Source organism: Lactococcus sp. LG1074 (genome assembly GCF_017309525.1).
GTDB lineage: Bacteria > Bacillota > Bacilli > Lactobacillales > Streptococcaceae > Lactococcus > Lactococcus petauri.
On sequence record NZ_CP071293.1, the window covers coordinates 802,002 to 825,767 of the forward strand.

The following is a 23,766-nucleotide window of genomic DNA, read 5'->3' on the forward strand; positions in this document are numbered from 1 at the left end:
CTGCAGTAAAACGGGAGGAGGAAATGTGTCAAAAGGAAAAAAAATTATTCTAATTTTAGTTGATTTATTTCTTATTACAATCATCCTACCACTGTTTCTTTACACACTCGGGAAATTTAATATAGTCCAACCAATTACAGATATGGCGCAGGTCCCTTATATTGGACCTTACTTGCCTACATATTTCTTGTTTGCAACAGGTATTTTAGGAATTCTCTTACTCATTCTTTTACTTGTCATTATCTTCTATCCAAGAAGATATACAGGCTTTGTCTTAGGAGAAGGTAGAGGAGAACTGCTCCTTAAAAAATCTGCGATTGAAGGCTTTGTGCGAGAAACGCTCAGAGAAAATGGTTATATTAAAGATCCGAAAATCGATACTTTGCTAGGTAAAAATAAGATTAAAATTGCGATTAAAGGTGAGATTATACCTCGTGTGCAAATTTCAGAAAAGGCTTTGCTTATTGAAGAAGAAATTCGTAAGGGCTTGAAAGAGTTTCTCGGGGTAAATCATCACTTAAGTTTGAAAATAAAAGTGAACGCTGTAACACCAAAGAGTAAAAGCAGTTCACGTGTGTTATGATTGGAGGTTAGATGAATCTTTTAGAAGAATATCAATATCCAATTATAGGTGGGGCAATTGGAGCAATCATCGCTATCTGTATCTTTACAATTGGTTTTTGGAAGATGCTCTTACTGTTTTTACTCATCGCGCTTGGTAGTTATATTGGTTTCTATCTCGAACGTACAGGATATATTGATAAAATAGGTAAAAAATAATTAAATAATTTATAAATAAAAAGGAGAAGCTATGGTACAAGAAAACAAAAAAACTTTGGATAACTCAGTTGATGCAGTAAGTGGAACTTTAACTTATGAAGATAAAGTGATTCAAAAAATCGTAGGACTTGCCTTGGAAAAAGTAGACGGCTTGCTTGCAGTTGATGGTGGCTTCCTGTCTAATCTCACAGGAAAACTCGTAAATACGGACGATGTAACTTCTGGTGTAGGTGTCGAAGTTGGTAAACAACAAGTTGCGGTTGATCTTAAAATCGTAGCTGAATATAAGAAATATGTTCCTGACATTTATAAAAATATAAAAGAAGTTGTTTCAAAAGAAGTTAAAGGCATGACAGACCTTGAAGTTGTAGAAGTTAACGTAGATGTTATCGATGTTAAAACGAAAGAACAACAAAAACAAGATGAACAAAGCCTTCAAGATAAAGTAGGCGATGCCGCAAAATCAACAGGACGATTTACTTCGGAAAAAGTTGATCAAGTGAAAGACAAAGTCAGCGATGATGATGAACCACGTGTAAAATAAAAAAATAAGGAGATTTTCTCCTTATTTTTTTTATTAAATCTCTTCCTTTAGTTGGACAACTTTGACTTGATAGATACTCGACTCATGAAGCATTTTTTGGAGAGCATTAATCATCAGAACCAACCATGTAAAGGAAATTGCAAAGGCAATAATCTCGAAAACCGTCAGAGACAGATAATGAACTTTCAGAAATAAAATTGCTGAAGTAACAAGAGCGACGAAAACAATAGCTGACATGCTGAGAAATTCTTTCGAAATTTGGGGTAACAGATATTTACTTAATACTATCAAGATAATAATGCACAAAACAATACCATACGCAGAGGCATTGTGAAAGGTCATTGTCCATGATTGAGCGGGGAAAATACCTACACCAGCAATAAACAGAGCAATGACATAGTAGAAAGCTTGAACAATTTTGACTTTGAAATTGTACAAGTCGCTTTTTTGAAAATCCATAAATAAATAATCAGTGATCGTTAATAGCATCAAAGCAGAAAAAATCATCGTAAAATTAAATTGCCACTGATTTTTAGCTTCACCTGTTCCTAAAAAGCTAAAGTTGTATTGCCACCAGCCATTTTGACCATTAGTGGCCATGGAAAGGAAAATACCACCAATAAAGGTAATAAACAATAAGATAATCAGATGAGAAATTTTAACAGAGGCTGCAAAAAGAATCAAAAAGTAAAAAACAATAGCTGAAAAGAGAGCAGCTACAAAAGAAGCTGTGAAGCGATCGAGAGTTACTCCGACAAAGGTCATCCCCAAAATGTACCAAATTAATGCTTGAATCGCAAAAACAATCAAGGTATAGGCAAGGCTGATTGTGACAAGTTCTCTTATACGGCTAAGCATGCGTTTTTGTGGTGAGGTATTTTGCTTGGCATAAACCCAAAGGAAGGTTGCAAAGCCAATAATTGTCGCACACAGCATGCTGATTCCAGCGACAGAATGATACCGCCCGCCCGTAAAATTAATCTGAGAATGACCACTTAAAAAGAAAGTAAGTAGCGAGATAACTAAACTTAATAAACTGGGAATAAGCATATAGTGTAAAGAAAAATTTTGTGCATCAAGCTGATCAACGTCACTTTTTAAGACAATCTGGTTTTGCTCGACTGACATTTTATAGTTTTGTTGCTCAAATTTATCCGCAACATCATCCGGAATTTCAATTATTTTTTTCATTTATCTTCTCCATTTTTTAACTCCTATTCTTATTATTATATCAATATTTTAACGATTTAACTTCTCCGATTCATTTAAGAAATGAAAATTTTCTGAATTGAAAGATTTGAGTTAAGTTTTTCGCTAATTTTAAAGAGAAGTGTTAAAATTAATGAAATGAAATCGGTTGCCGAGTAGGATACGAAGTGGAAAAGGGGTATAAGATGTTTCAATTTTTAAAGTTGTTTTTAATCAATGCAGTAATTTTCCTTATTTTAGATAGTTTATGGTTAATCTTTGCAAATAAAAAATTTTATCAACCATACATTGGCCATCTGATGGGGCAAACCAAACTTTTGCCTGCCGTCATTTTTTATCTTATTTATGTGGCTGCACTTGTATTTTTTGTTTTGGTACCTGGACAAGAAAAAGAAAGCCTTTCTTATGTTCTTTTAGCCGGAGCTTTTTTTGGAGCAGTATGTTATGCCACATATGATTTGACAAATCTTGCGACATTGAGCGATTGGCCATTGAAAATTACAATTGTTGATATTATTTGGGGGAGTTTTGTGACTTCCCTTAGTGCAACACTCACTTATATAATTGCTGCAAAGCTTTAGAAGGAGAAAGAAGTGGGAGAAAAAAATGAAAATTATCGCTTGTTACAGAGTTTTAGAGCTGGGGCAGAAAAAGTAATCCTTCAGAAAGAAGAGCTGAATAAAATAAATGTTTTCCCTGTGGCAGATGGAGATACAGGTAGTAATCTTGCCTCACTAATGCAAGCTATTATTGACAATGTGCCGATGAAAAATTATCCTATGGATATTCTTTTAGATGAGATATCAGCAGCTGCACTTATTGGTGCTCGAGGAAATTCAGGAATCATTTTTGCCCAATATTTAAGTGCTGTGGCTGAGAACTACCAGAAAGCAGAAACGAATTTTGAAAGTTTTGTGGAAGCTTTAGAACAAGCTGTAAACAAAGCTTATAGTTCGTTAATAGATCCTAAGGAAGGGACTATTTTAACAGTAATGCGTGCCTGGTCTATTACACTGGAAAAAAATTATAGATTGAATCACTCCTTTGAAGAGGCCTTGTTAGAAGCAAAAGCAGAAGCACAAGAAGCACTAAATGCTACGCAATTTCAAATGTCTTTGTTACGGAAAAATAAGTTGGTAGATGCAGGGGCGAAAGGTTTTTATTATTTTATCCTTGGTTTTACAGACTTTTACTGTGGTAGAGTTTTAAAAGTTGGGGATGAAGAGGCAGATGACGGTCTAGAGAGGGTTAAAGAACTTTCGGTAAATCATATCATAGCTGAAGCACCGCGTTACAGATACTGTTCCGAATTTATCATCAAAGCACCCCAAATCTCTGAACTTCAATTACGAGAAGTACTGCAAGAAAAGGGCGATTCAATGGTTACTGCAGGAAATGCTAAACAGTTAAAAATCCATATGCACACTAATGAGCCTCAAAAGGTCTTGGCAAAGCTAGAAAAATACGGACAAATTATCTACCAAAAAGTAGACGATATGCGCCTACAGTACGAAATTTCTCAACAAATGTTAGCTCCAATAGCGATTGTTACAGATTCTATTGCTGATTTACCTCAAGAATTTGTGCTTGCACATCAAGTGCATGTTTTACCTGTAAATGTCACTGTGGGAGACCAAAATTTTCTAGACAAGTTGACAATTAATGCACAACTCATCAAAGAAAAAGCAGATGAAAATCTTAAGATGGGTACTTCACAGCCAAGCATCCAAACGATTGATGCGCTTTTCTCTTTTTTGGAAGGTAAGTATGAACATGTGCTTGTTATCACGGTAGCGTCACAACTTAGTGGCACATATCAGTTGATTGAGCAACGTATCAAAGAAAAAAATTATTCGAAAAACTGGATTCATCTCATTGATTCACGATTAAACTCTGTTGCTCAAGGTTTACTTGTACAACGGGCAGCCCAACTTGCGGAGAGGAAAGTTCCTATCCGACAGCTTGTGCAAGAAATCCAGCAGCTACGTGAAAGAATCTTCATCTATGTGGCAGTAGCTGACTTATCTCCGATGATACAGTCAGGAAGAATTCCTCAGTCTTTGGGAGCAATAGCTCAAAAACTCTCACTTCATCCAATAATTAGTCTAGACAAAACGGGCAATGGGAAACTCATCGGTGCTTCCTTAAGTCAGAAGCAAAGTATGAAAAAAATACTCAAAAAAATCCAATCCTTAGCAAAAAGTGGACAGATTGAAGATATTGCTCTGACTCATGTCTTGGCCCAAGGTGATATAGAAGATTGGCAGAAAATATTAAAAGAAAAAACAGGCAATGATTATAAGGTGATTGAGAGTTCATCTGCCATTGCTATCTCTGCGGGAGCGGGAAGTATCGCTGTCGCTGGAATTACAAAGGAGCAGTTATGATTTATGGAATAGTTTTAGGGGTTTTGCTTGTTTATTTTATTTGCTGGTTTAAAGTAGCAGACCAGAAGAAAAACTACGGATTAATCGATATAGCATGGGGCGGAGGTTTTGTTTTAACAGCGTGTTTAAGCTATTTCTTCAATACTCAAATAACCATGCAAAATAGAGCAATTTTGGTTTTGGTTGGGCTTTGGGGTGTGAGGTTATTCGTTCATTTAGCCCGACGCAATTGGAACAAACCCGAAGATTATCGCTATACAAACATGCGCCGCAGATGGGGGAGTCACGCGCCAAAACTAAAGGCTTTTTTCTCCGTCTTTATGGTTCAGTACCTTTTACTTTTTATTATTGCGCTGCCAATCATGCAAAGCAATCACCGCCCGGAAAGTCAAATTTTCTGGTGGCAAATTCTTGGAGTAGTGGTTTGGCTGATAGGTTTTGTTTTTGAAGTAATAGGTGATTGGCAACTGGAACAGTTTAAGAAGCATAAAGAAAACAAAGGAAAATTACTGACCAGCGGCTTCTGGTCAGTGACACGACATCCGAATTATTTTGGAGAAGCTGCATGTTGGTGGGGCATCTTCTTGATCGCTTTTACAGACATTTCTGATCTTTGGTTGATCGTGAGTCCACTTTTAATCACTGGTTTACTCTTATTTGTTTCTGGAGTCCCATTACTTGAAAGGAAATACAAAGCGCGCAAAGATTTTCAAGCATATGCACAAGTCACCCCTAAATTTTTCCCTTTCATCGGCAAGAAAGGACTGTAAAAAATCCCAAGATAAATTTCTTGGGATTTTTATGTCACGCCTCAGTTAACGTTCAAGGATAAACTCAGAGTTAACAGAGGTCTGTTTATTTGCTTTTGAAACAGCCTGCTCAAAAGCCATCCGCCCGACTTGACGGCAATGGTTGTCAATGGTGGGTAATTTGAGCAATTGTCCAGCGAGCAAACGTTCTTGTCCTACAATAATCGGTTTAGGAAGTCCTTGCTCTTCAAACCAACGCCAGACATTGGCCGCAATTTCGTCGGAATTAGCAAAAATTCCGTCAAATTGTGTCAATTGTGGAGCAAAGCGATAAGCATCCTCAGATGAGATAAGGCCTGATTTGATCTGCTCTGGTCTTGCTTCAAGTTGGTAAACATCCTTGTAAGCCTGTAGAGTAGTTGAGATTGTTGGACTTTTACCTCTGGATAAGAGAAAGCCAATATTTGAACAGTGTTGCTCCTTGAGCCATTCAAAGGCTTCACGATAAGCAGGGATTCGATTTGCATAGGTTGCTGGAATCCCTGAATTTTCAGGTTTGTAGCAGAGCACGATAGGACCATATTTCTGATATTTAAGAATCGTCTCTTCAGGCACTTGACGTGAAGTGAAAATGATGGCTTCAAAGGCCTTTTTACGTAATTTTTCTAGATATTCAATTTCTAAATCCTGATTATAGTTTGAGGGGAGAATAATAATTTTATATCCTGTTTCAAAGCTTTTCTCAAGGATTCCTTCTAAAATTTTGCTGAAAAAGGGTGACTTGATGTAAGGAAGTACAACACCGATATTATGTGTAGCTCCATATGCCAATTCTTGAGCAATCGCATTTGTCGCATAGTCTAATTCGGCAGCAGTTTTCAAGATTTCTTCACGCGTGTGTTGAGAGGCATAGCCATTACCAGAAAGCACACGAGAAACGGTGGCTTTGGAGTATCCAGTAAGTTTGGCAATATCAGAAAGAGATGTCATAAGGTTACCTGTTCGTTGATTTCACGAATAGCTGAGAGCGCCTCAGTTACACCGTGATCTGTATTTTTAGCTACCACTATTTTAACATGGGCTTTCACTTCTTCGCTAGCATTATCTACTGCGATAGGAAGACCGGCAACCTTCAAGAGCGGAATATCGTTATGTCCATCACCGATTGCAGCAATTTCCTCAAAGTTAATTTCCTTTTCTTCCAAAATAGCTTCCGCAGCATCAGCCTTAGTTTTTTCAGCAGATGTAATCTCTAAAGTATGTACTGTGGAACGAGTCACATGGATATCAGGAATATCCAGCTCTTTTAAAGCTTGTTCAATTTGTAGCATTTCTTCAGGGTTGAAAGACATCAGCATAATTTTGTAGATTTCAGATTGTCCGTCAAATGCTTTAATACGTGGTTCAGCTCCAGTAAGGGCTTTTTGGAAGAAAACTCCCTTGTCCTGTTTCTTAATGTACCAATGTGCCAAGCTGTACCAGCTGAGGCTTACATTTGGAAAGTTTGAAGAGAAGTAATCCAAAAGAGCGGAAACAATATCAGCCGGTAAGGTGTGCTTTTCAATCACTTGAATCCCAAAATCATTTTGAGTAAAAGTTAGATTTCCGTTGAAAGCGATCTGTGGTGTCTTTAGCTGAAGTTTATTCAATATAGGGCCCATCTCAATCGGGCTTCGTGCGGAAACAAGGCTAACGGGGATATCACTCAGGCAGACTGACCAGCGATTTGTATCAGAAAGGCTGCCACGTGTATCGAGAAGTGTCCCATCCATGTCTGTAAAAATGTGTTTAATCATCGTTAAATCTCCTTTATGTTTTTTTTGATGCTTTCATTGTAATTTATGAAACGCGTTCCATGTCAAGCGATATGCTTTTCCGATTTGGAAGATAAATTGAGGAGAAAAACTGGAATTTCATAAATTTTCACATAATTCTGTATAAATTCTTGCAATTTAAAATATTTTTACGTATAATAAGTTTTAAATTCATAAAGGAGAAAATCACATGAGCAAAACACTTCCATTGACAGTCTATTTCTTTTGGCGCAGATAAGTTGTGTTTATGCTTGGCATAGATACAACTTTTGAGTATTCTCAAAAAGTATCTGTGCCCGTGATAAAAAGCCGGGTAAATTACCCGGCTTTTTCTTTTTGAATTTAACCGCTCTTTAGTTTTTGTTAAACCATTAAAGTTAATCTATCGTGATCCAAGCAGGGCTTTACCTTTTTTATAAAAAACTAAAGAAGCAAAAAAAATAGAAATGAGGGATTTTACTTGGAAAATTCTAATCAAGAACTGAAGTCTTCAATGAAGACGAGACATGTGATTATGCTATCACTTGGTGGCGCCATTGGAGCGGGCTTATTTGCTGGTTCCAGTAACGCCATCCAAGCCGCTGGTCCAGCGGTAATGATTGCTTATCTTTTAGCTGGCGTAATTTTATATGTCGTGATGCATGGTGTTGGCCAAATAATCATTCATCAAAAAGAGAACACTGTTGGTTTAGCAGGGCTCATCTCCCCTTATGTGGGAAAAAGATTTGCCCACTTTACAGACTGGGTTTATTGGTCCTTATGGATGGCTGTTATGGTAGCAGAATCAGCAGCCATTGCTCAATTTTTAGGAGTTTGGCTCCCCCAAATTCCATCGTGGATTTTTGTACTTATAGTAGCTATTATTACCTTGGGGCTAAACCTTTATTCAGTACGTGTCTTTGCAGAAACAGAGTATTGGCTGGCTTGGACAAAAATTATTGTCATTCTTATTTTGATTGTTGTGGGACTTTATTTAGTCGCTACTCAAGTTTTCCATCTCGGCCTTAGTGACGGCCTTGGAAGAATGAATACTTATGGCGGATTTATGCCTAATGGCATGCAGGGAGTGTTTAATTCCATGCTTATCGTTCTTTATTCTTATGGTGGATCAGAACTTATCGCCTTGACGGTTGCAGAAGTAGAAAATCCTAAGAAAGCTATACCAAGAGCGATTCGAGGAGTTATTATCCGTATTTTCTCTTTCTATGTTATTCCAATGTTTATCTTTGTGGAGCTCTACTCATGGAAGTTTTTGAGTACAACAAAAGAAAGCCCGTTTGTCTTATTTTTTGAAAAACTTGGGATTCCAGGGGCAGCTTTGATTGTTAACTTTGTTATTATTTTAGCTCTCTTTTCTGTTATTAACTCGGCTATTTATGCCACATCACGTTCGGTTTATTCACGGGCCAAAGATGCAAAGGGTCCAATCGGACAAACGCTAGGTAGACTCTCGAAGAAACAAATCCCTGTCGCAGCAATCATCTTTTGCTCAGGCATGCTCTTTATCGGAGCTATTCTCTCCTTTATTTTTGGCGATAATCTTTTTGTCTATCTTGCAGGATCAATCTCTTATACGATTCTTATTGTATGGATGATGCTCTTGATTGCGGCGATTATTTTCTATTTTAAAACAGGACTTGGTGGTTGGTTTGTCAAGACGGTTTCCATCCTTACTTTAATTGTACTGCTTATTGTGGGCTACAATGTTGTGATTTCAAATCCGTGGGGAATTTCTGTATTTGCCTTAGTCGTCTGCCTTCTTAGCCTTTTAAGCTATCGTAAAAAAGAAGAGTAAATAAATGAAACAATAAACTGTCAAGTATTTTTCTTGACAGTATTTTTTTGTTTTGATAAACTTATCTTAATAATAAAAGCGAGGTAAGGTCTATTGAAATTATAAGTCATGAAAATTGAAAAAACGTTAAAAGCGGTTCTGCAAGAAAGACCGCAGATGTTTTTTCGCATTCATGATTTATAGAAATAGACTTTCAAAAATAAAGACCTTTTTGGGCTTATTTTGAACTCCTTTTCTCTATTTTTGTGGATGCGAAAATAGAGAAAAGGAGTTTTTATTTTGAATAAAAAACAGAAAGAGATGCAAGCTCGATTAGAGAAAATTAAAGCAGCACAGAAAAAAATACCTGTTCAAACAGGTAAGAAAATACAGGCAAAAGGCCTTAAACATGCAACAAAAGCCCACACAAGTTCGCAGCATTATACGATAGGTTTTAGCTAAAAATGAGAACAGTGTGGTTTAAAAAGCATATAAGCTTTTAGAATAGGAGAAAAATGTCGAACATTAAAATAAATCATTTAACATTTGGCTATACCGATCAGCTTATTTTTGATAATGTAAGTATTAATATTGATGATCAATGGAAGCTGGGATTAGTTGGCCGTAACGGGAGGGGGAAAACTACACTTTTAAAAATCCTTCTCGGAGAAGTGGAAGCACACATTGACATAAAGACAAATAAGAGCTTTGTTTATTTTCCTCAGACGATTAATGATAAAGAGCAGTTGACCTTATTTGTCTTGCAGGAATTAGCTGACTTTGAGCAGTGGAAACTAGAACGTGAATTAACATTAATGGGGGTTGACTTAGACACTTTATGGCGTCCTTTCAATAGTCTTTCTGGTGGAGAGCAGACAAAGATGCTGCTAGCAGTTCTATTCTTGGATGAGCACAATTATCCGCTCATAGATGAACCAACCAACCATCTTGACAAGGCATCACGTGAGAAAATTGCTGCCTATTTGGCAGAAAAGAAAGGCTATATTTTAATCTCACATGATCGTCAATTTCTTAATAAAACAACGGATCATACAATGGCGATAGAACGTGCGGATTTACAAGTGTATGCAGGTAATTTTGCTGTCTACGAGGAGGAAAAACGTTTGCGCGATCTAACGGAAAAGGCGCAAGACGATAAACTCAAGAAAGAAATCGGTAGATTGAAGCAAACAGCGCGTGAAAAAGAAGCGTGGTCACGCAATTTAGAAGCAACAAAATCCCGTAAGAAGCGAGGATTTGATTCAGAAACCAAACGTGTTGATAAAGGTTTTATTGGACGAAAAGCAGCAAATATGATGCAAAAGTCTAAAAATCTCGAAAAGCGCATGAAAGAGGATATCGCTGACAAGAAACTACTTCTAAAAAATTGGGAAGAAGTACCTGGCTTGGAAATGAGTGTCTTAGAGAGCCATCAAAAACGCTTACTGACAGTGGATAATTTAACGGCTGGCTTTGAAGTCTTTCTTTTTGAACCTGTGTCTTTTACACTTGAGCAAGGCCAAGTAATTGCCCTAACAGGAGAAAACGGTCGAGGAAAGTCTTCATTAATGAAAGTCCTCACTGGAGACTTTAATGGACGTTATGCTGGTTCATTTGAGTTGGCTCATAACTTGGTCATTTCCGAAGTAAGGCAGCTTGCAGATAACAAAGGTTTCCTAAATGAATTTGCTAAAGAAGAAAACTTAGAATTAGAACTTTTCCTTAACAATTTGCGCAAGTTAGGCGTAGAGCGCAAAGTTTTTGAGCAAAAAATCGAAAATATGAGTCAAGGACAGCAGCGTAAAGTCGAACTCGCTCGCGCCTTAAGTCAGCCAGCGCACATTTATCTTTGGGATGAGCCGCTCAACTATCTTGATGTTTTTAATCAAGAGCAAATCATTCAAATGATAAAGAACAGCAAGCCCAGCATGCTCGTCATTGAGCACGATCAGTATTTTGTTGATCAAGTAGCAGATATCCAAATCGAACTCGTAAAAAGCAGCGTTTAGCACACTGCTTTTTTATTTGAAAAAATTTAGAGATTTCTTGACATGTTCCTTTTATTCCTGTATACTAAAGAAGTCGAAAGAATGAAAGCGTTTTACGTGCGCGTTATTTTAAAGACACTGCTCTCTATCCAAGAGCAAACTTTCCTATAAAATGTTTACAAAAGTAAGAACGTCCGTTGGTGAAGCGGGCGTTTTTACTTTTTTTGAATAAAAACTCTACGAAAAGCATTATTACCTAAAATAAAAGCGAAACAGTCCTTAATTTGCTATAATTAGATAAGAATAATTTTAGAAAAAGGAGTTTTATTTTGGGGATTCTTGCCATTGTTGAACTATCTATTTTTGTCCTAAACTTCTTTTTATCATTGACCATTATTTTTCGCGAGCGAAAAAGCACCTCAACAACATGGGCTTGGCTCTTTGTGGTCAATCTTCTACCTGTCTTTGGCTTTATTTTATATATCTTAGTTGGTCGTGGCATTGCACACTATCGCATTTTTAAGGTGCAGCGTGCCTTTCGTGTGGGATTTGAAGAGCAATTGAAACGTACTTGGAGAGTGTATAACGAAGAGGGATTTATAAAAAAAATAACGAGAAATCATGGTATCACACAGCTGATTCATATGCTTTTTGTTGAAGAAAAAGCCGTTATTTCAGCAAATACCGGAGTGAAAATCTTTACAGATGGTCGTGCAAAGTTTGATGCACTACTTGATGATATTCATAATGCCCGACATCACATCCATTTAGAGTATTACATTTTTCGGATGGATCATCTGGGAAGGGAACTTACGAATGCTCTTACTGCAGCTGTAAAACGTGGTGTTGAAGTGAAAGTACTCATTGATGCTTGGGGAAGCAATAAGACAAAAATGCGTGAGTTTGATGAATTGACGAAAGCTGGTGGAGAAGTGTCCTATTTCTTTCCACTGATTTTATCCCTCATCAACCCGCGAACAAATTATCGCCTACACCGTAAGATTGTCGTTATCGATGGTCAAATTGGTTACACAGGTGGTTTCAATGTGGGAGACGAATATGCAACAGAAACGGCTAAATTTGGCTACTGGCGAGATACCCATCTCCGTTTAACAGGCGATGTTGTGTACTCGTTGCAGAATCGCTTTATTATGGATTGGAACAGTCAGCATAAGTTTGAAATATCAGAAGCAGAAGAGTACTTCCCAGCAGCCTTAGAAGAAGATCGGATCATTACACAGTTTGTGACCTCTGGTCCAGACGAAGTCAAAGCGCAAATAAAAATGACCTATATGAAGATGATAAACAGTGCAGAACGTGAAATCATTATTCAAACACCCTATTACGTGCCCGATGATGCCCTGCACGAATCTTTAAAATTAGCCCTTTTATCTGGGGTGGAAGTTCGGCTCATGATTCCTAACAAACCGGATCATCCATTGGTTTATTGGGCGACCTATTATTATGCAGCTGACTTGCTTAAGATGGGAGCAAAGGTTTATACTTATGAGAAGGGCTTTGTACATTCTAAAACGCTCATTATCGATGGGGAGTATGCATCTGTAGGATCAGCAAACTTCGACAATCGAAGTCTCCAACTTTGTTTTGAGGGAAATATGGTCCTTTACGATTATGATATTTCGCAAAAATTACGGGAAGACTTTAAGAAAGACCTTGAAGTCAGCAAGCGATTGACCATGGAGATATATGAAGAGCGAAGCACAAGCATTCGCTTCAAAGAAGGGCTTGCAAGGCTCATTAGTCCAATGCTTTAAACAAAAAATGATCCTATTTATACTTTAATAAGAAAGAGGAGAAAAACATGGATAACAAACTGAATATTGTCATTATTACCGGGATGTCAGGTGCAGGTAAAACTGTAGCCATTCAATCTTTTGAAGATATGGGCTACTTTGCCGTTGACAATATGCCACCTAACTTAATTGAAAAATTTGTTGAGCTTCTCAATACACCCGACAGTAAAATAAACAAAGTTGCAATGGTTGTTGACATGCGCTCACGTATCTTCTTTGACCGTTTACGTGGTATCGTTGCAGAACTCTCAAATCTACCAGAAGTGAATTTTAAACTTTTATTCCTTGATGCAAGTGATGTTGAATTGGTTGCACGATATAAAGAAACACGTCGCTCACATCCGCTCGCTATTGATGGACGTGTATTGGATGGGATTACGCAAGAGCGCGAAATTCTCTCGGATTTGAAGTCCTTGGCTGAAGTTGTAATCGATACAAGTGAGCTCACACCACGTAATTTGCGGGCTCGTATTCTTGAGCGCTTTTCAGAAACAAAAGAAGCTCCATTTCGTATCGAAGTTGTTTCCTTTGGCTTTAAGTACGGTTTGCCTATGGATGCAGACTTAGTCTTTGATGTGCGTTTTCTACCAAATCCACACTACATTCCAGAGCTTCGTGATAAAACAGGGCAAGATAAAGAAGTCTTCAACTATGTCATGAATCAAGAAGCTTCTGAAGCATTTTATAAAAATTTAATGAACATGCTCTTGCCGATTATTCCTGCTTACCAAAAAGAAGGAAAATCTGTATTGACAATTGCTTTTGGCTGTACAGGTGGGCAACACCGATCTGTCGCATTTGCTGAACGCGTATCCAAAGCACTTCTTAAAGAAGACTGGCATTTAAATACTAGCCACAGAGATAAGGATAGACGGAAAGAAACGGTTAATCGATCATGAGCAAATCAAAAGTAGTAGTTATAGGAGGCGGGACTGGAATTCCCGTCATTTTGAAGTCTTTGCGACAAGAAAATATTGATCTTTCCGCAATTGTAACAGTAGCAGATGATGGTGGATCTTCAGGTCGCCTGCGTTCAGCAATTAATATTGCTCCGCCAGGAGACTTGCGTAATGTTCTTATTGCCATGAGCGACATGCCCAAATTTTATGCAGATATTCTGCAATATCGTTTTGATGCAAGCGATGGAGAACTTGCTGGCCATCCTTTAGGTAACTTGATTATCGCTGCGATTGGTGAGATGCAAGGTTCAACTTATCAAGCAGTACAAACTTTAGCACGATTTTTCCACGTGCGTGGCAATGTTTATCCTTCCAGTGATGTGGCACTGACCTTGCATGCTGTTTTTAATGATGGGCACGAAGTTGAAGGTGAAAGTAAAATTGCTGATTATGATGGCTTGATTCATCATGTTTATTTGACGGAGACAAACACAGGCCAGAGCCCACGCGCCTCTAAAAAGGTGGTGCAATCTATAATGGAAGCAGATACGATCGTTTTAGGGCCTGGCTCCCTCTTTACTTCAATCTTACCAAATATAGTCATCCCAGAAATTGGTGAAGCCTTACTTAAAACAAAAGCTCGTATCATTTATGTCTGCAATATCATGACACAACGCGGGGAAACTGAGCACTTTAGTGATGCAGATCATGTGCGTGTTATCCATGAACATTTAGGCACTCGTGTGATTGATACCGTACTTGTAAATAGTGCGGAAGTGCCAGAAGAGTATATGAATTCAAATGAATTCGATGAGTATTTGGTCCAAGTTGTTCATGACTTTAAAGCACTCAAAGATGAAGAAGTTAACATTATTTCAAATGATTTCTTACAGTTGGTTAATGGAGGAGCCTTCCATAATGGTGATGCCATTGCTTCAGAAATCATGGGTATCAGTGCACGTTGTGAGAGAAAAAAAGAATGAGTTTTACGAGTGAAATAAAAAAAGAGCTCACGAGTCAAAAAGCAAGTCGAGGAACTTTACTCGCTTTAATACGCATGAATGGATCTCTGGGTATTTCTGGAGGTTTGACCTTGTCTTTGTCTACTGAAAATGCAGCTACCGCAAAGTATATCTATCAGATGCTCCTTGAAATTTATCAAATACGTGCTGAAATTCGGGTGCATCAGAAAACAACACTTTCCAAAAATAGAGTGTACACCGTTTTTATTGAAGATAAAGTTAATGAGTTGCTCAATGAACTGCAACTGTCGGATTCGCTGATGTTTTTGGATTCGGGTATTCCTGAGTCAGTGAAGTATGACCAACAAGCACAAGAAGATTATATGCGGGGGGCTTTTTTATCAAGTGGTTCGATGCATAATCCAGAAAAAGGCGATTATCAGTTGTCTATTTCTAGTGTGTATCAGGAACATGCTGAAGACTTAAAAGATATTTTTAATAATTTCGGATTTGATGCGCGTGTCATTGCGCGGAAGAATCGCTATATCCTTTATTTATCTAAAGCAGAGGAAATCATGGACTTTTTGACCTTAATTGGAGCGATGAAGGCACGTTTAAAATTTGAAGATGCAAAAATAATGCGTGAAATGCGTGGCTTGGCAAACCGTCAATCCAACTTTGAATCGGCAAATATAAACAAATCAGTGTCGGCAGCACAAGATGTAATATCGGCAGTTAAATATTTGGCAGAGAAGAAAGAGCTGGAAAATTTGCCGCCTGCACTTACAGAGGTTGCTCATGCTCGGATTGCTCACCCTGAAGCGACCATCAAAGAATTAGGGCAACTTTTGGATCCACCGTTGGGTAAATCAGGTGTGAATCACCGGTTACGAAAATTGACATCCTTAGCTGAAGAAATAAAAAAAAGCGGAAATTAATCCGCTTTTTTTAGTGCATTTAAAAACATTTCAGTAAGAATCTCAGGGCGCTTCAGTGCCCTTTCCAAAGGGATTGTTTTCATTCCTTCACTCATAATATCGATAAAAAGAATCAGATCCTCATCCGTGTAATCAGGAGAAATTTGTCCTTCTGCACGCCCTTTTTGAAAGAGTTTTTGATAAACAAGATGTTGAATATGTCGCATATCTGTATCAAAGAAGTTAGGATCAGTAGCGTATTGATTCATCATGTTTTGCAAAAAAATATCCGTCATCATATGGATCTGTTTTATTTTAAAACGCGAAACCTGGCGAAAAGTCTCACGAAAATTTTCCTTCGTGTTTACCAAGTGTTGAATTTCCTCAATCATAAAATTAAGTGCATTTCGTATAACGATATTCATCAAGTTATTTTTATTCTTGTAATATTTAAAAATTGTGACCTTAGAGACCTGTGCCAGTTGAGCAATTTCATCCATAGAAATATCTGAAATTAAGCGTTCTCGTAGTAGGTTAGAAGTCACTTCAAGAATGGCTTTTTTCTTTTTTTCTGTTTGATTCATTTTCTCGCCTCCACAAAAGAATACTTTATATGTATTATATCTTTTCGTTTGTACTCTTTCAACTAAAATAGTACAATATGAACTATAAAAGTAAAAATAGTACATATTATTTATGGAGTGAGGAGGAAAAGCAATGCAAAAGATTGTTGAAATAAAAAACTTGCAGAAAAATTTTGGTAAATTTCAAGCTTTGAAGAATGTTACATTAGATGTAAATGCCGGAGAAGTTTTGGGCTATATTGGTCCCAATGGTTCAGGAAAATCAACAACGATTCGTGTTTTGCTGGGGATTATTAAAAAGAGTGGAGGTTCAGCCACAATATTTGGTAAAGATGTGTGGACAGATGCCATTGGGATTCATAAGAAAATTGCTTATGTGCCTGGCGATGTATATCTTTGGCCCAATCTTTCTGGGGGCGAGATTATTGACCTTTTCTTGAAGCTACATGGTCATGCAGATTTAAAAAAACGTGATGAACTTATCAAGAAGTTTGAACTTGATCCCAAGAAAAAGGCGCATAGCTATTCCAAAGGAAACCGTCAGAAGATTGCCTTAATTGCTGCCTTAGCCACGGATGCTGAACTTTATATATTTGACGAGCCAACCAGTGGTTTGGATCCCTTGATGGAATCGGTTTTCCAAGCTGAAGTCCAGCGCCTCAAAAAAGCAGGGAAAGCCATTATTTTGTCCAGCCATATCTTATCTGAAGTCGAACGTCTAGCAGATCGTGTTGCTGTAATTCGAAAAGGAGAAATCGTTGAGACAGGCTCACTTGATGATTTACGTCATTTGACACGTGATACTTTTAAAGTCGAAACTCATCAAGCGCCAGAAGAGTTGCGTGGATTAGAGGGCGTACATGATTTACATCTCAATGGTAACAAGGCTGTTTTTCAAGTGGATTCGGATAAAACAGATGTTATCTTAAAAACCTTACTTAAGTATGGGGTGAAGAAGTTAGAGTCTACACCGCCAACTTTAGAAGAGCTCTTCATGCATCATTATGAGTAGGAGGTGGACATTATGGATAAACCATTAAATAAAACCTTCAGTATGCTGAAGGCCTTGCTCAAGAGAGATTGGTTAAAGCTGGTCTTTTGGATAGCCGGTGTGTTGGCTTTTGCAGCATCAGGAGTGGGTAAATTTGAGCTTATCATGCAGACTGACAGTCAAAGAGAAACTATGTTTAATGTTTTTCAAGGACCAGCTATGACGGCATTATTCGGTCCTATGACGGTCACTCAAGGAAAGGATTTTACCGCAGCAGCAGCTTATGGCACGACCATGCCTTTAATTACAGCAATAACATTTGCTGTTGTTTCTGTTATCTACGTTGTCAATCGAACGCGTAAAGAAGAAGAGGATGGAATTGCTGAAGTTTTCCGTTCTTTTCAAGTGGGAAAGCTAGCCAATACTACAGCTGTCGTTATTGAACTCTTTGTTTTACAAATCTTGATTACTGTGGTTTTGGCGATTTCAATTCAGTTGCAAAATATTCCGGGCATGACTTCTTTTAGCGTAAATCTCTTGTTTGCCTCTGCTATAGGTGCTCAAAGTTTAATGTGGGGCTTATTCGCACTTGTTTTTGCGCAAATCTTTTCCGACTCAGGTAGTGCTAAAGGTGCCACTTTTGGCTTCCTTGGCTTGCTCTATCTTATTCGTATGGGAACAGATACACAAAATGTAAATTGGGGCTATTGGAATCCCTTGAGTTGGTCATATCTGACCGACCCTTATGTTAAGAATCATTGGCTTCCTATCTTGTTAGCATTGGGATTAAGCCTTGTCCTTCTCGTTCTAGCTTATTTCCTTGAGATTAGACGAGATGTCAATGCAGGTTATATTCCAGAGATAAACGGTAAGGACCATGCTTCGAAAAGCTTGCTTAGTTTTACAGGACTTACGCTGAGGCAACAACGTACAGCCAGTATCGGATGGATTTTGGGACTTTTTGTTCTAGGTATCACTTATGGATCTATGATTGACCAAATCGGTGGCTTTGTTGAATCTAGTCCAACTATATCCAAACTCTTTAATATTGACCCTCATCTGGCAAATGAAGCCAGCAAGGCAGCAAGTAAAGCGATGATTGAAAGTTTTATGTCGACAATCTTTATGATTTGTGCGGTAATGGTTGCTTGTTTTGCGGTCACTTCCCTCATGCGGCTGGTAACAGAAGAACGAAAAAATCGGCAAGAACAGCTTTATGCTATGCCGATTAGCCGTTATAAAGTTTATGCAACCTATATGATTATCTCTTGGATATTGGGGGCTCTTGCTCAATTTGCAGTTGTACTTGGTATCTATCTGGCTCAAGCTAATAACGCCAATGCATTTAGCTTTGCTAAAGTAGCTGCTGCGGGGATGTCTTGGACAGCTGGAGTTTTCTTTATTCTGGGTATTTTAGGCTTGCTCATAGCCTTGGTTCCACGTTTGAGTGCTTGGATTTGGGTTTATCTTGGCTTTGCGTTCTTCATGAGTTATATTGGCAACAGATTGAATCTCCCGGCTTGGTTAAATAATTTTAATATTTTCCACCATATTTCAAGGCTTCCGGTCGAAACGATGAACTGGGGTAATTTTGTACTCATATTTGCTTTAGCAGTATCTTTTGTTCTACTTGGAATGGTTGCTTATCGCCAACGTGACTTGATTGGGGATTAAATAAAAAATAGTCCAGATGGACTATTTTTTTAATTGATGATAGCGATTGTACCAAATGTCAACATACTCTTTGGAGAAAGGTCCGCGTTCATTATTTATCCAATCAACAAGAATTTTTACATTTTCTTTCAAAATATGGTCAATTTCAGGAGAGTAGTTCATTTGTCTTCTGTGACGTTCATATTCTTCAACATCCAAGAGTTTTTTCTCGCCATCTTTAAATACTTTTACATCGAGATCGTAGTCGATGTATTTCAGCGCCTCATTGTCTAAAACAAAGGGGCTCGCAAGGTTGCAGTAGTAGCTGACGCCTTCCTCACGAATCATAGCAATGATGTTAAACCAAAACTTTTTGTGGAAATAAACGATTGCAGGTTCACGTGTGACCCAACGACGGTCGTCTGACTCGGTTACAAGTGTGTGGTCATTTACACCAATAATTGAATTTTCATTTGTTTTCAGTATCATCGTATCTCGCCAAATACGATGTAAACTGCCATCATGTTTATAGCTTTGAATCGTGACAAGGTCGCCTTCTTTCGGAAGATTCAAGGCTTCACCAACTTTCCAAAATTCAAAGTTCTCGCTTATTATTATAGCATAATATTCAAAAAGTTTCTGAACTTAGGTTGGCAGTTCAAAAAAACTTAAGCTACTAAGAAACTCCTTTGACAGATTCTGTTCACGATAATTTTGCCAGCTATCAAGTGATCTAATCGCCTGATATCTTTTACGCAAATGATAGTGTTCTTCGATTTGATATTCAGGATAATCTTGCAGAAAATCGCTAACCATTTGCCACTCGTAAGTGTAACCTAAGGGGCGGGAATGATACATGATTCCATCAATAGATTGAGCAGAAATACGATGATGTGCGTGTCCAAAGACCACGTCCGTAATTTGCGGAAACTGAATAAACAGCTCATGGAAAGCTTGGGAACCAAGATAAGCATTGAAGCGCTCAAATTTTTTATAAGCTGTATTAATGGAAAAAGCTTTGTGTGGAACAAAATGCATGGCAATGATGATACGGCCAGAAAAATCTAGATTTTCCAAGATGCTTTTAAGGCTGTTAAGAGTATGTTGTGTTGTGAGAGCATCGCTATAATCACGATGAATTTTACGATCAAAGTAAAAACTATTCTTAAAGGCTAAAAGTTTTTCCTTCGAGTAATCTTGAGTGAAAGAATAATCATACCAGCCATGAAAACTAATCAAAAGTGTATCACCAAAATACTTAAGTGAAAAATCCTGTGCATTAATTTCTTTTTCGGATAAATGTACCATATCGTGATTGCCAAGATTATGGCTGATATCGAAACACTTTGATAATTGATTAAAAAAAGGTGCCGTAATTTTTTTATAGTCGTTGGACATGTCGCCTGCAAAGTGCAAGTCTGTCACAGATTGCTCTTGTAGCGTATCAATAAAAACTTGAATTTCAGTATCTGTAAATTGATTAACATCCAGATGCAAATCTGAAAGCAGTGCTAATTTTTTCATAGTTAAATTATAACAGAAGCGCAAGTCAAGTTCTAATTGTGTTGACCGAAAAAAGACTACAGGAGTTTTTTATTTATTGATAATTTTGGACTAATTTTTCAATTGCCTCATCCAATAAGGTATAAAATGCTGCGATGTGTGCTCCATCCACAAGGGCGTGGTTAGCAAGAATCGAAAGGGGAAGCAACAGTTCATTGTTTTGTTCAAAATACTTTCCCCAGGTGATTCTTGGATTGCTGTCCGCAGGAACTGGTGTTGGATTAATCATAGAAGTGAAAGAGAACCATGGGAGCGTGAAGATAAATAATTTATTTAAAGTATCCTCTGCTTCCTCATCGATTGAGCGTATGGTTTTAGCTTTTTCTTGCTCTTCCACGGCATAGCTCAAAAATGCAGCAAAATCAGGTGTATAATCAAGATTGCAGTAAGTATAGGTTCCATCATCTAAGGAAACTGTGTGTGAAGTCTGACAGTTATCAAATTCTATAATTTTATCTTCAACGATACGTTGCTTAAATTCTGAAACACCGTTTGCTGCTTGTGACACACAGTAACAGATGGTCAAGAAAAATGGTAACTTATTCTCTTTTATCGTTGCAAGAAGTTGTGTAATATTTACGTTCACGGTCACTCCAACATAAGGTTGAGCGAGACTTTTAAAATATTCAAAATGTGAAAGCCGATTATAGGAAGCCATGTCAAGATATTTAAAATTCATTGTTTCTCCTCAAAAATCACTATTACAAGCGAGTACTTCCTTAGAGTGTATCATAGATTTCTATAATTTTGAAGGACTTATCCAGCTGTCAGCTAAATTAAAAGTATTTTTTTATTTTGTGTAGAGATGAAATGGTCGCGCTTTCTTTTCTTGGGGCTTTGTATTAAAATAGAAACAAGGAGTAAAAAAGTATGAAAAAATTAATAATGTTATCTGGTATTGCACTTATGTCATTGACATTGGTTGCTTGTTCGTCCGAAAAAGCTTCTAAAACAAAGTCCTCAGAAGAAAAAACAGAGGTGACAAGTCAAACATCAACGATCGAAAGTTCAGTGTCTACTGAAAGTACAAAAAGTATAGAAAGTGAAACAAGTAGCCCAGAAGAAGTGATACCAAGTTCAGAGCCAGAAACCTCTACTGAAGTTACTCCGGGCTCAAGTACAGAGGTACAAGAAGTTGATTTGGATGAAGCGGCAATTTTAAACAATGATTTTACAACACTGTCTGGCACATGGGGTGCTGGAAATGGCAATATTTTAATAATTAACCCAGACCATAGTGCAACTCTTAATGGAGAGGCACAGACAATTACTGTGGATACTGTAAGTTCAGGGCAAAAAGTACTCAATATTCGAATGGCAACTGGTGTGGCACGTGCTGGAGCAGCAATCGAAACATTAAAGGTTGGAGAAAAAAATCCATATGGCGATCAATCAGATACATCTAAGCCACGTCTGCTTTTAGTGCAAGGTGGGTCAAACAGTCCTGCTGAAGAATATTTCTACAGAAAATAAATTTGTAAGCTTATAAATTATAGCTAACTAGAGTCCGAACGATAATTTTGATATAATAGGGGGGGATCAAAATTAAGATTAGAATTTATATAGGTTATAGATGAAGAATACGGTAAAAATACTGCAAGGGATTTCAAGAATTCTCTTACTCGTTGTTGGCTTAGCATTAATCTCAGGCTCTCTCTTTTTTACTGGGGTTCATATGGCTAATAAAAACGTCACAAAAACTGAAACACAAGGTGTGATTGTCCGCGGGGATGAAGCATTAAAAGAGGTGAAATACACTTTTGAAGGTGTCAGTCACCAAGTACGTCCCTTGGATACTTACTTTAGAAACTTGGGCACTGTTGATACAAAAATCAAAATTTACGTGGATAATGAACATCCAGAACGTATCTTTTTGACTTATCGTGGAGATGGCCTGATGCGTACAGCGGGAATCTTAGCAGGTTGGGGTTTATTATTGTTGGTCATTCTCTTGGGGGAAAGACAGCTGATGAGTCGTATGAAAAAGCTTGAGCAACTTGCCGAAGAAGAAGAAAAAGAAACACTTTCTTGATTGTGTTTCTTTTTTATATCAACTCTTGTGCAAAAAAACACAAGCGCATTTCTTAAGAAAAATATAAAGCTATGCTACCATAGAAATATGACTATCTTACACAATAAAATTTCAAATAAAGAATTAAAAGAACGTTTAGAAGCTGAAACAGAGCCTCGTACAACTATTTCTTTTTATAAATATTTTAATATTGCTGACCCACAAGAATTTCGTGATAATCTTTACATGAAATTTGAGGATTTAAAAGTCTTTGGTCGTGTTTATATTGCGAAAGAAGGAATAAATGCACAAATCAGTGTGCCTACTCCTAATTTAGAAAAGTTCAAAACGACCCTTTACCAAACAGCGCCAGAACTGGATGGCCTTCGTCTGAACTATGCGATTAAAGATGATGGAAAATCTTTCTGGGTCTTACGCATGAAAGTCCGTAACAAAATTGTTGCAGATGGTATTGATGATCCAACGTTTGATCCTTCAGATGTTGGGCAGTACTTAAAAGCTGAAGAAGTGAACGAAATGCTCGGTAAAGAAGACACAATCTTTGTTGATATGCGTAACCACTACGAGTACGAAGTGGGACATTTCAAAGATGCCTTAGAGGTACCATCTGCAACTTTCCGTGAGCAGTTACCAATGGCTGCAGATATGCTTAAAGACGACAAAGATAAAAATATTGTCATGTACTGTACAGGTGGAATTCGTTGTGAAAAAGCCAGTGCCTTTATGAAGCATGAAGGTTTTGAAAATGTTTACCATGTGGAAGGCGGAATTATTGAATACGCGCGTAAAGCTAAAGAACAAGACTTACCGATTGAATTTATCGGTAAAAACTTCGTATTTGATGAACGTATGGGAGAACGTATAACAGACGATGTTCTCTCAACATGTCCGCAATGTGGTGAAGCTTGTGATATGCATACAAACTGTAAAAATAAAGCTTGTCATCGTTTATTTATCCAGTGTGAAAATTGTGCAGAGCGCTTTGAAGGTTGTTGTTCACAAAGCTGTGTGGAGGAACTCAGCTTATCTGATGAAGAAATCAATGCTTTAATCGCAGAGCGTGCAGCGGATCCAACATTCTTCACAAAAGGAAGAAGCTAAAAATA

General features: G+C 37.7%; 25 protein-coding genes. 18 read left to right on the top strand and 7 right to left on the bottom strand.

Annotation, left to right across the window (positions count from 1 at the left end):
* Positions 1–25: 25 nt before the first annotated feature.
* Genes amaP through J0J36_RS04035 form a run of 3 tightly spaced genes read left to right on the top strand, consistent with a single transcriptional unit; the run spans position 26 to position 1,324 of the window.
* The gene (amaP, locus tag J0J36_RS04025; RefSeq protein ID WP_019291890.1) at positions 26–583 is read left to right on the top strand and encodes an alkaline shock response membrane anchor protein AmaP; all 558 of its coding nucleotides are present in this window, start codon (positions 26–28) and stop codon (positions 581–583) included.
* An 11-nt stretch (positions 584–594) separates the two neighbouring features.
* On the top strand, positions 595–780 hold the full coding sequence (locus tag J0J36_RS04030) for a DUF2273 domain-containing protein (RefSeq protein WP_019291889.1): 186 nt from the start codon (positions 595–597) through the stop codon (positions 778–780).
* Positions 781–811: 31 nt separating this feature from the next.
* Positions 812–1,324, top strand: a complete 513-nt coding sequence (locus tag J0J36_RS04035) for an Asp23/Gls24 family envelope stress response protein (protein ID WP_019291888.1) — start codon at positions 812–814, stop codon at positions 1,322–1,324.
* A 33-nt stretch (positions 1,325–1,357) separates the two neighbouring features.
* On the opposite strand, the gene J0J36_RS04040 is transcribed toward J0J36_RS04035, so the two are convergent.
* Positions 1,358–2,515: an ABC transporter permease gene (locus J0J36_RS04040; protein WP_019291887.1), complete on the bottom strand. Its 1,158-nt coding sequence runs from the start codon at positions 2,513–2,515 to the stop codon at positions 1,358–1,360.
* Positions 2,516–2,718: 203 nt separating this feature from the next.
* On the opposite strand from J0J36_RS04040, the gene J0J36_RS04045 reads away from it, so the two are divergent.
* From J0J36_RS04045 to J0J36_RS04055, 3 genes are read left to right on the top strand one after another with little or no spacing between them, the layout of a single operon-like run.
* Positions 2,719–3,114 (top strand): DUF2177 family protein, encoded by a 396-nt coding sequence (locus tag J0J36_RS04045; RefSeq protein WP_046401201.1) that lies wholly within the window; start codon positions 2,719–2,721, stop codon positions 3,112–3,114.
* A 12-nt stretch (positions 3,115–3,126) separates the two neighbouring features.
* Positions 3,127–4,920 (top strand): DAK2 domain-containing protein, encoded by a 1,794-nt coding sequence (locus J0J36_RS04050; protein ID WP_019291885.1) that lies wholly within the window; start codon positions 3,127–3,129, stop codon positions 4,918–4,920.
* On the top strand, positions 4,917–5,690 hold the full coding sequence (locus tag J0J36_RS04055) for a DUF1295 domain-containing protein (RefSeq protein WP_153924696.1): 774 nt from the start codon (positions 4,917–4,919) through the stop codon (positions 5,688–5,690). Before J0J36_RS04050 ends, J0J36_RS04055 begins: the two co-directional genes overlap by 4 nt.
* Positions 5,691–5,735: 45 nt before the next feature.
* Here J0J36_RS04055 and J0J36_RS04060 read toward each other — a convergent pair whose 3' ends face one another.
* Both J0J36_RS04060 and J0J36_RS04065 read right to left on the bottom strand, forming a co-directional pair.
* Positions 5,736–6,659 (bottom strand): LacI family DNA-binding transcriptional regulator, encoded by a 924-nt coding sequence (locus tag J0J36_RS04060; RefSeq protein WP_017369743.1) that lies wholly within the window; start codon positions 6,657–6,659, stop codon positions 5,736–5,738.
* Entirely contained in the window at positions 6,656–7,465 is an 810-nt protein-coding gene (locus J0J36_RS04065) for a Cof-type HAD-IIB family hydrolase (RefSeq protein WP_019335346.1), read from the bottom strand. Before J0J36_RS04065 ends, J0J36_RS04060 begins: the two co-directional genes overlap by 4 nt.
* A 478-nt stretch (positions 7,466–7,943) precedes the next feature.
* Here J0J36_RS04065 and J0J36_RS04070 point away from each other — a divergent pair, with 478 nt between their 5' ends.
* The 7 genes from J0J36_RS04070 (at position 7,944) to whiA (ending at position 15,858) form a co-directional block, all read left to right on the top strand.
* Entirely contained in the window at positions 7,944–9,278 is a 1,335-nt protein-coding gene (locus J0J36_RS04070; protein ID WP_206886790.1) for an amino acid permease, read from the top strand.
* Between the two features lie 279 nt (positions 9,279–9,557).
* Positions 9,558–9,719, top strand: a complete 162-nt coding sequence (locus J0J36_RS04075) for a hypothetical protein (RefSeq protein WP_019291881.1) — start codon at positions 9,558–9,560, stop codon at positions 9,717–9,719.
* Between the two features lie 53 nt (positions 9,720–9,772).
* On the top strand, positions 9,773–11,266 hold the full coding sequence (lsa(D), locus tag J0J36_RS04080) for an ABC-F type ribosomal protection protein Lsa(D) (RefSeq protein ID WP_206886791.1): 1,494 nt from the start codon (positions 9,773–9,775) through the stop codon (positions 11,264–11,266).
* Positions 11,267–11,574: 308 nt separating this feature from the next.
* Positions 11,575–13,020 (top strand): cardiolipin synthase, encoded by a 1,446-nt coding sequence (gene cls / locus J0J36_RS04085; protein WP_019291879.1) that lies wholly within the window; start codon positions 11,575–11,577, stop codon positions 13,018–13,020.
* A gap of 47 nt (positions 13,021–13,067) precedes the next feature.
* Positions 13,068–13,958 (top strand): RNase adapter RapZ, encoded by an 891-nt coding sequence (gene rapZ / locus J0J36_RS04090; RefSeq protein WP_019291878.1) that lies wholly within the window; start codon positions 13,068–13,070, stop codon positions 13,956–13,958.
* Entirely contained in the window at positions 13,955–14,941 is a 987-nt protein-coding gene (gene yvcK, locus J0J36_RS04095) for a YvcK family protein (RefSeq protein WP_019291877.1), read from the top strand. The genes rapZ and yvcK overlap by 4 nt, the downstream gene beginning before the upstream one ends.
* Positions 14,938–15,858 (top strand): DNA-binding protein WhiA, encoded by a 921-nt coding sequence (gene whiA / locus J0J36_RS04100; protein ID WP_019291876.1) that lies wholly within the window; start codon positions 14,938–14,940, stop codon positions 15,856–15,858. Before yvcK ends, whiA begins: the two co-directional genes overlap by 4 nt.
* On the opposite strand, the gene J0J36_RS04105 is transcribed toward whiA, so the two are convergent.
* Entirely contained in the window at positions 15,855–16,421 is a 567-nt protein-coding gene (locus J0J36_RS04105; protein WP_019291875.1) for a TetR/AcrR family transcriptional regulator, read from the bottom strand. The genes whiA and J0J36_RS04105 overlap by 4 nt on opposite strands.
* A 133-nt stretch (positions 16,422–16,554) precedes the next feature.
* Here J0J36_RS04105 and J0J36_RS04110 point away from each other — a divergent pair, with 133 nt between their 5' ends.
* Entirely contained in the window at positions 16,555–17,433 is an 879-nt protein-coding gene (locus J0J36_RS04110; RefSeq protein ID WP_019291874.1) for an ABC transporter ATP-binding protein, read from the top strand.
* Between the two features lie 12 nt (positions 17,434–17,445).
* On the top strand, positions 17,446–19,086 hold the full coding sequence (locus tag J0J36_RS04115; protein ID WP_153924699.1) for an ABC transporter permease: 1,641 nt from the start codon (positions 17,446–17,448) through the stop codon (positions 19,084–19,086).
* Positions 19,087–19,107: 21 nt separating this feature from the next.
* Here the strand turns inward: J0J36_RS04115 and J0J36_RS04120 are convergent, their stop codons facing one another.
* From J0J36_RS04120 to J0J36_RS04130, 3 genes are all read right to left on the bottom strand, one after another.
* The gene (locus J0J36_RS04120; RefSeq protein WP_153924702.1) at positions 19,108–19,638 is read right to left on the bottom strand and encodes a DUF402 domain-containing protein; all 531 of its coding nucleotides are present in this window, start codon (positions 19,636–19,638) and stop codon (positions 19,108–19,110) included.
* A 72-nt stretch (positions 19,639–19,710) separates the two neighbouring features.
* Positions 19,711–20,589: a phosphoesterase gene (locus J0J36_RS04125; protein ID WP_029343339.1), complete on the bottom strand. Its 879-nt coding sequence runs from the start codon at positions 20,587–20,589 to the stop codon at positions 19,711–19,713.
* Positions 20,590–20,662: 73 nt separating this feature from the next.
* Entirely contained in the window at positions 20,663–21,307 is a 645-nt protein-coding gene (locus tag J0J36_RS04130) for a CatA-like O-acetyltransferase (protein WP_153924704.1), read from the bottom strand.
* A gap of 191 nt (positions 21,308–21,498) precedes the next feature.
* On the opposite strand from J0J36_RS04130, the gene J0J36_RS04135 reads away from it, so the two are divergent.
* From J0J36_RS04135 to J0J36_RS04145, 3 genes are all read left to right on the top strand, one after another.
* A complete protein-coding gene (locus J0J36_RS04135; protein WP_153924706.1) occupies positions 21,499–22,101 on the top strand; it encodes a DUF6287 domain-containing protein in 603 nt (200 codons plus the stop codon).
* A gap of 100 nt (positions 22,102–22,201) precedes the next feature.
* Positions 22,202–22,660 carry a hypothetical protein gene (locus J0J36_RS04140; RefSeq protein WP_019291869.1) on the top strand — a complete coding sequence of 153 codons (459 nt, stop codon included), beginning with the start codon at positions 22,202–22,204 and terminating at the stop codon, positions 22,658–22,660.
* A gap of 87 nt (positions 22,661–22,747) precedes the next feature.
* The gene (locus tag J0J36_RS04145) at positions 22,748–23,761 is read left to right on the top strand and encodes a rhodanese-related sulfurtransferase (protein WP_019291868.1); all 1,014 of its coding nucleotides are present in this window, start codon (positions 22,748–22,750) and stop codon (positions 23,759–23,761) included.
* Positions 23,762–23,766: the final 5 nt, after the last annotated feature.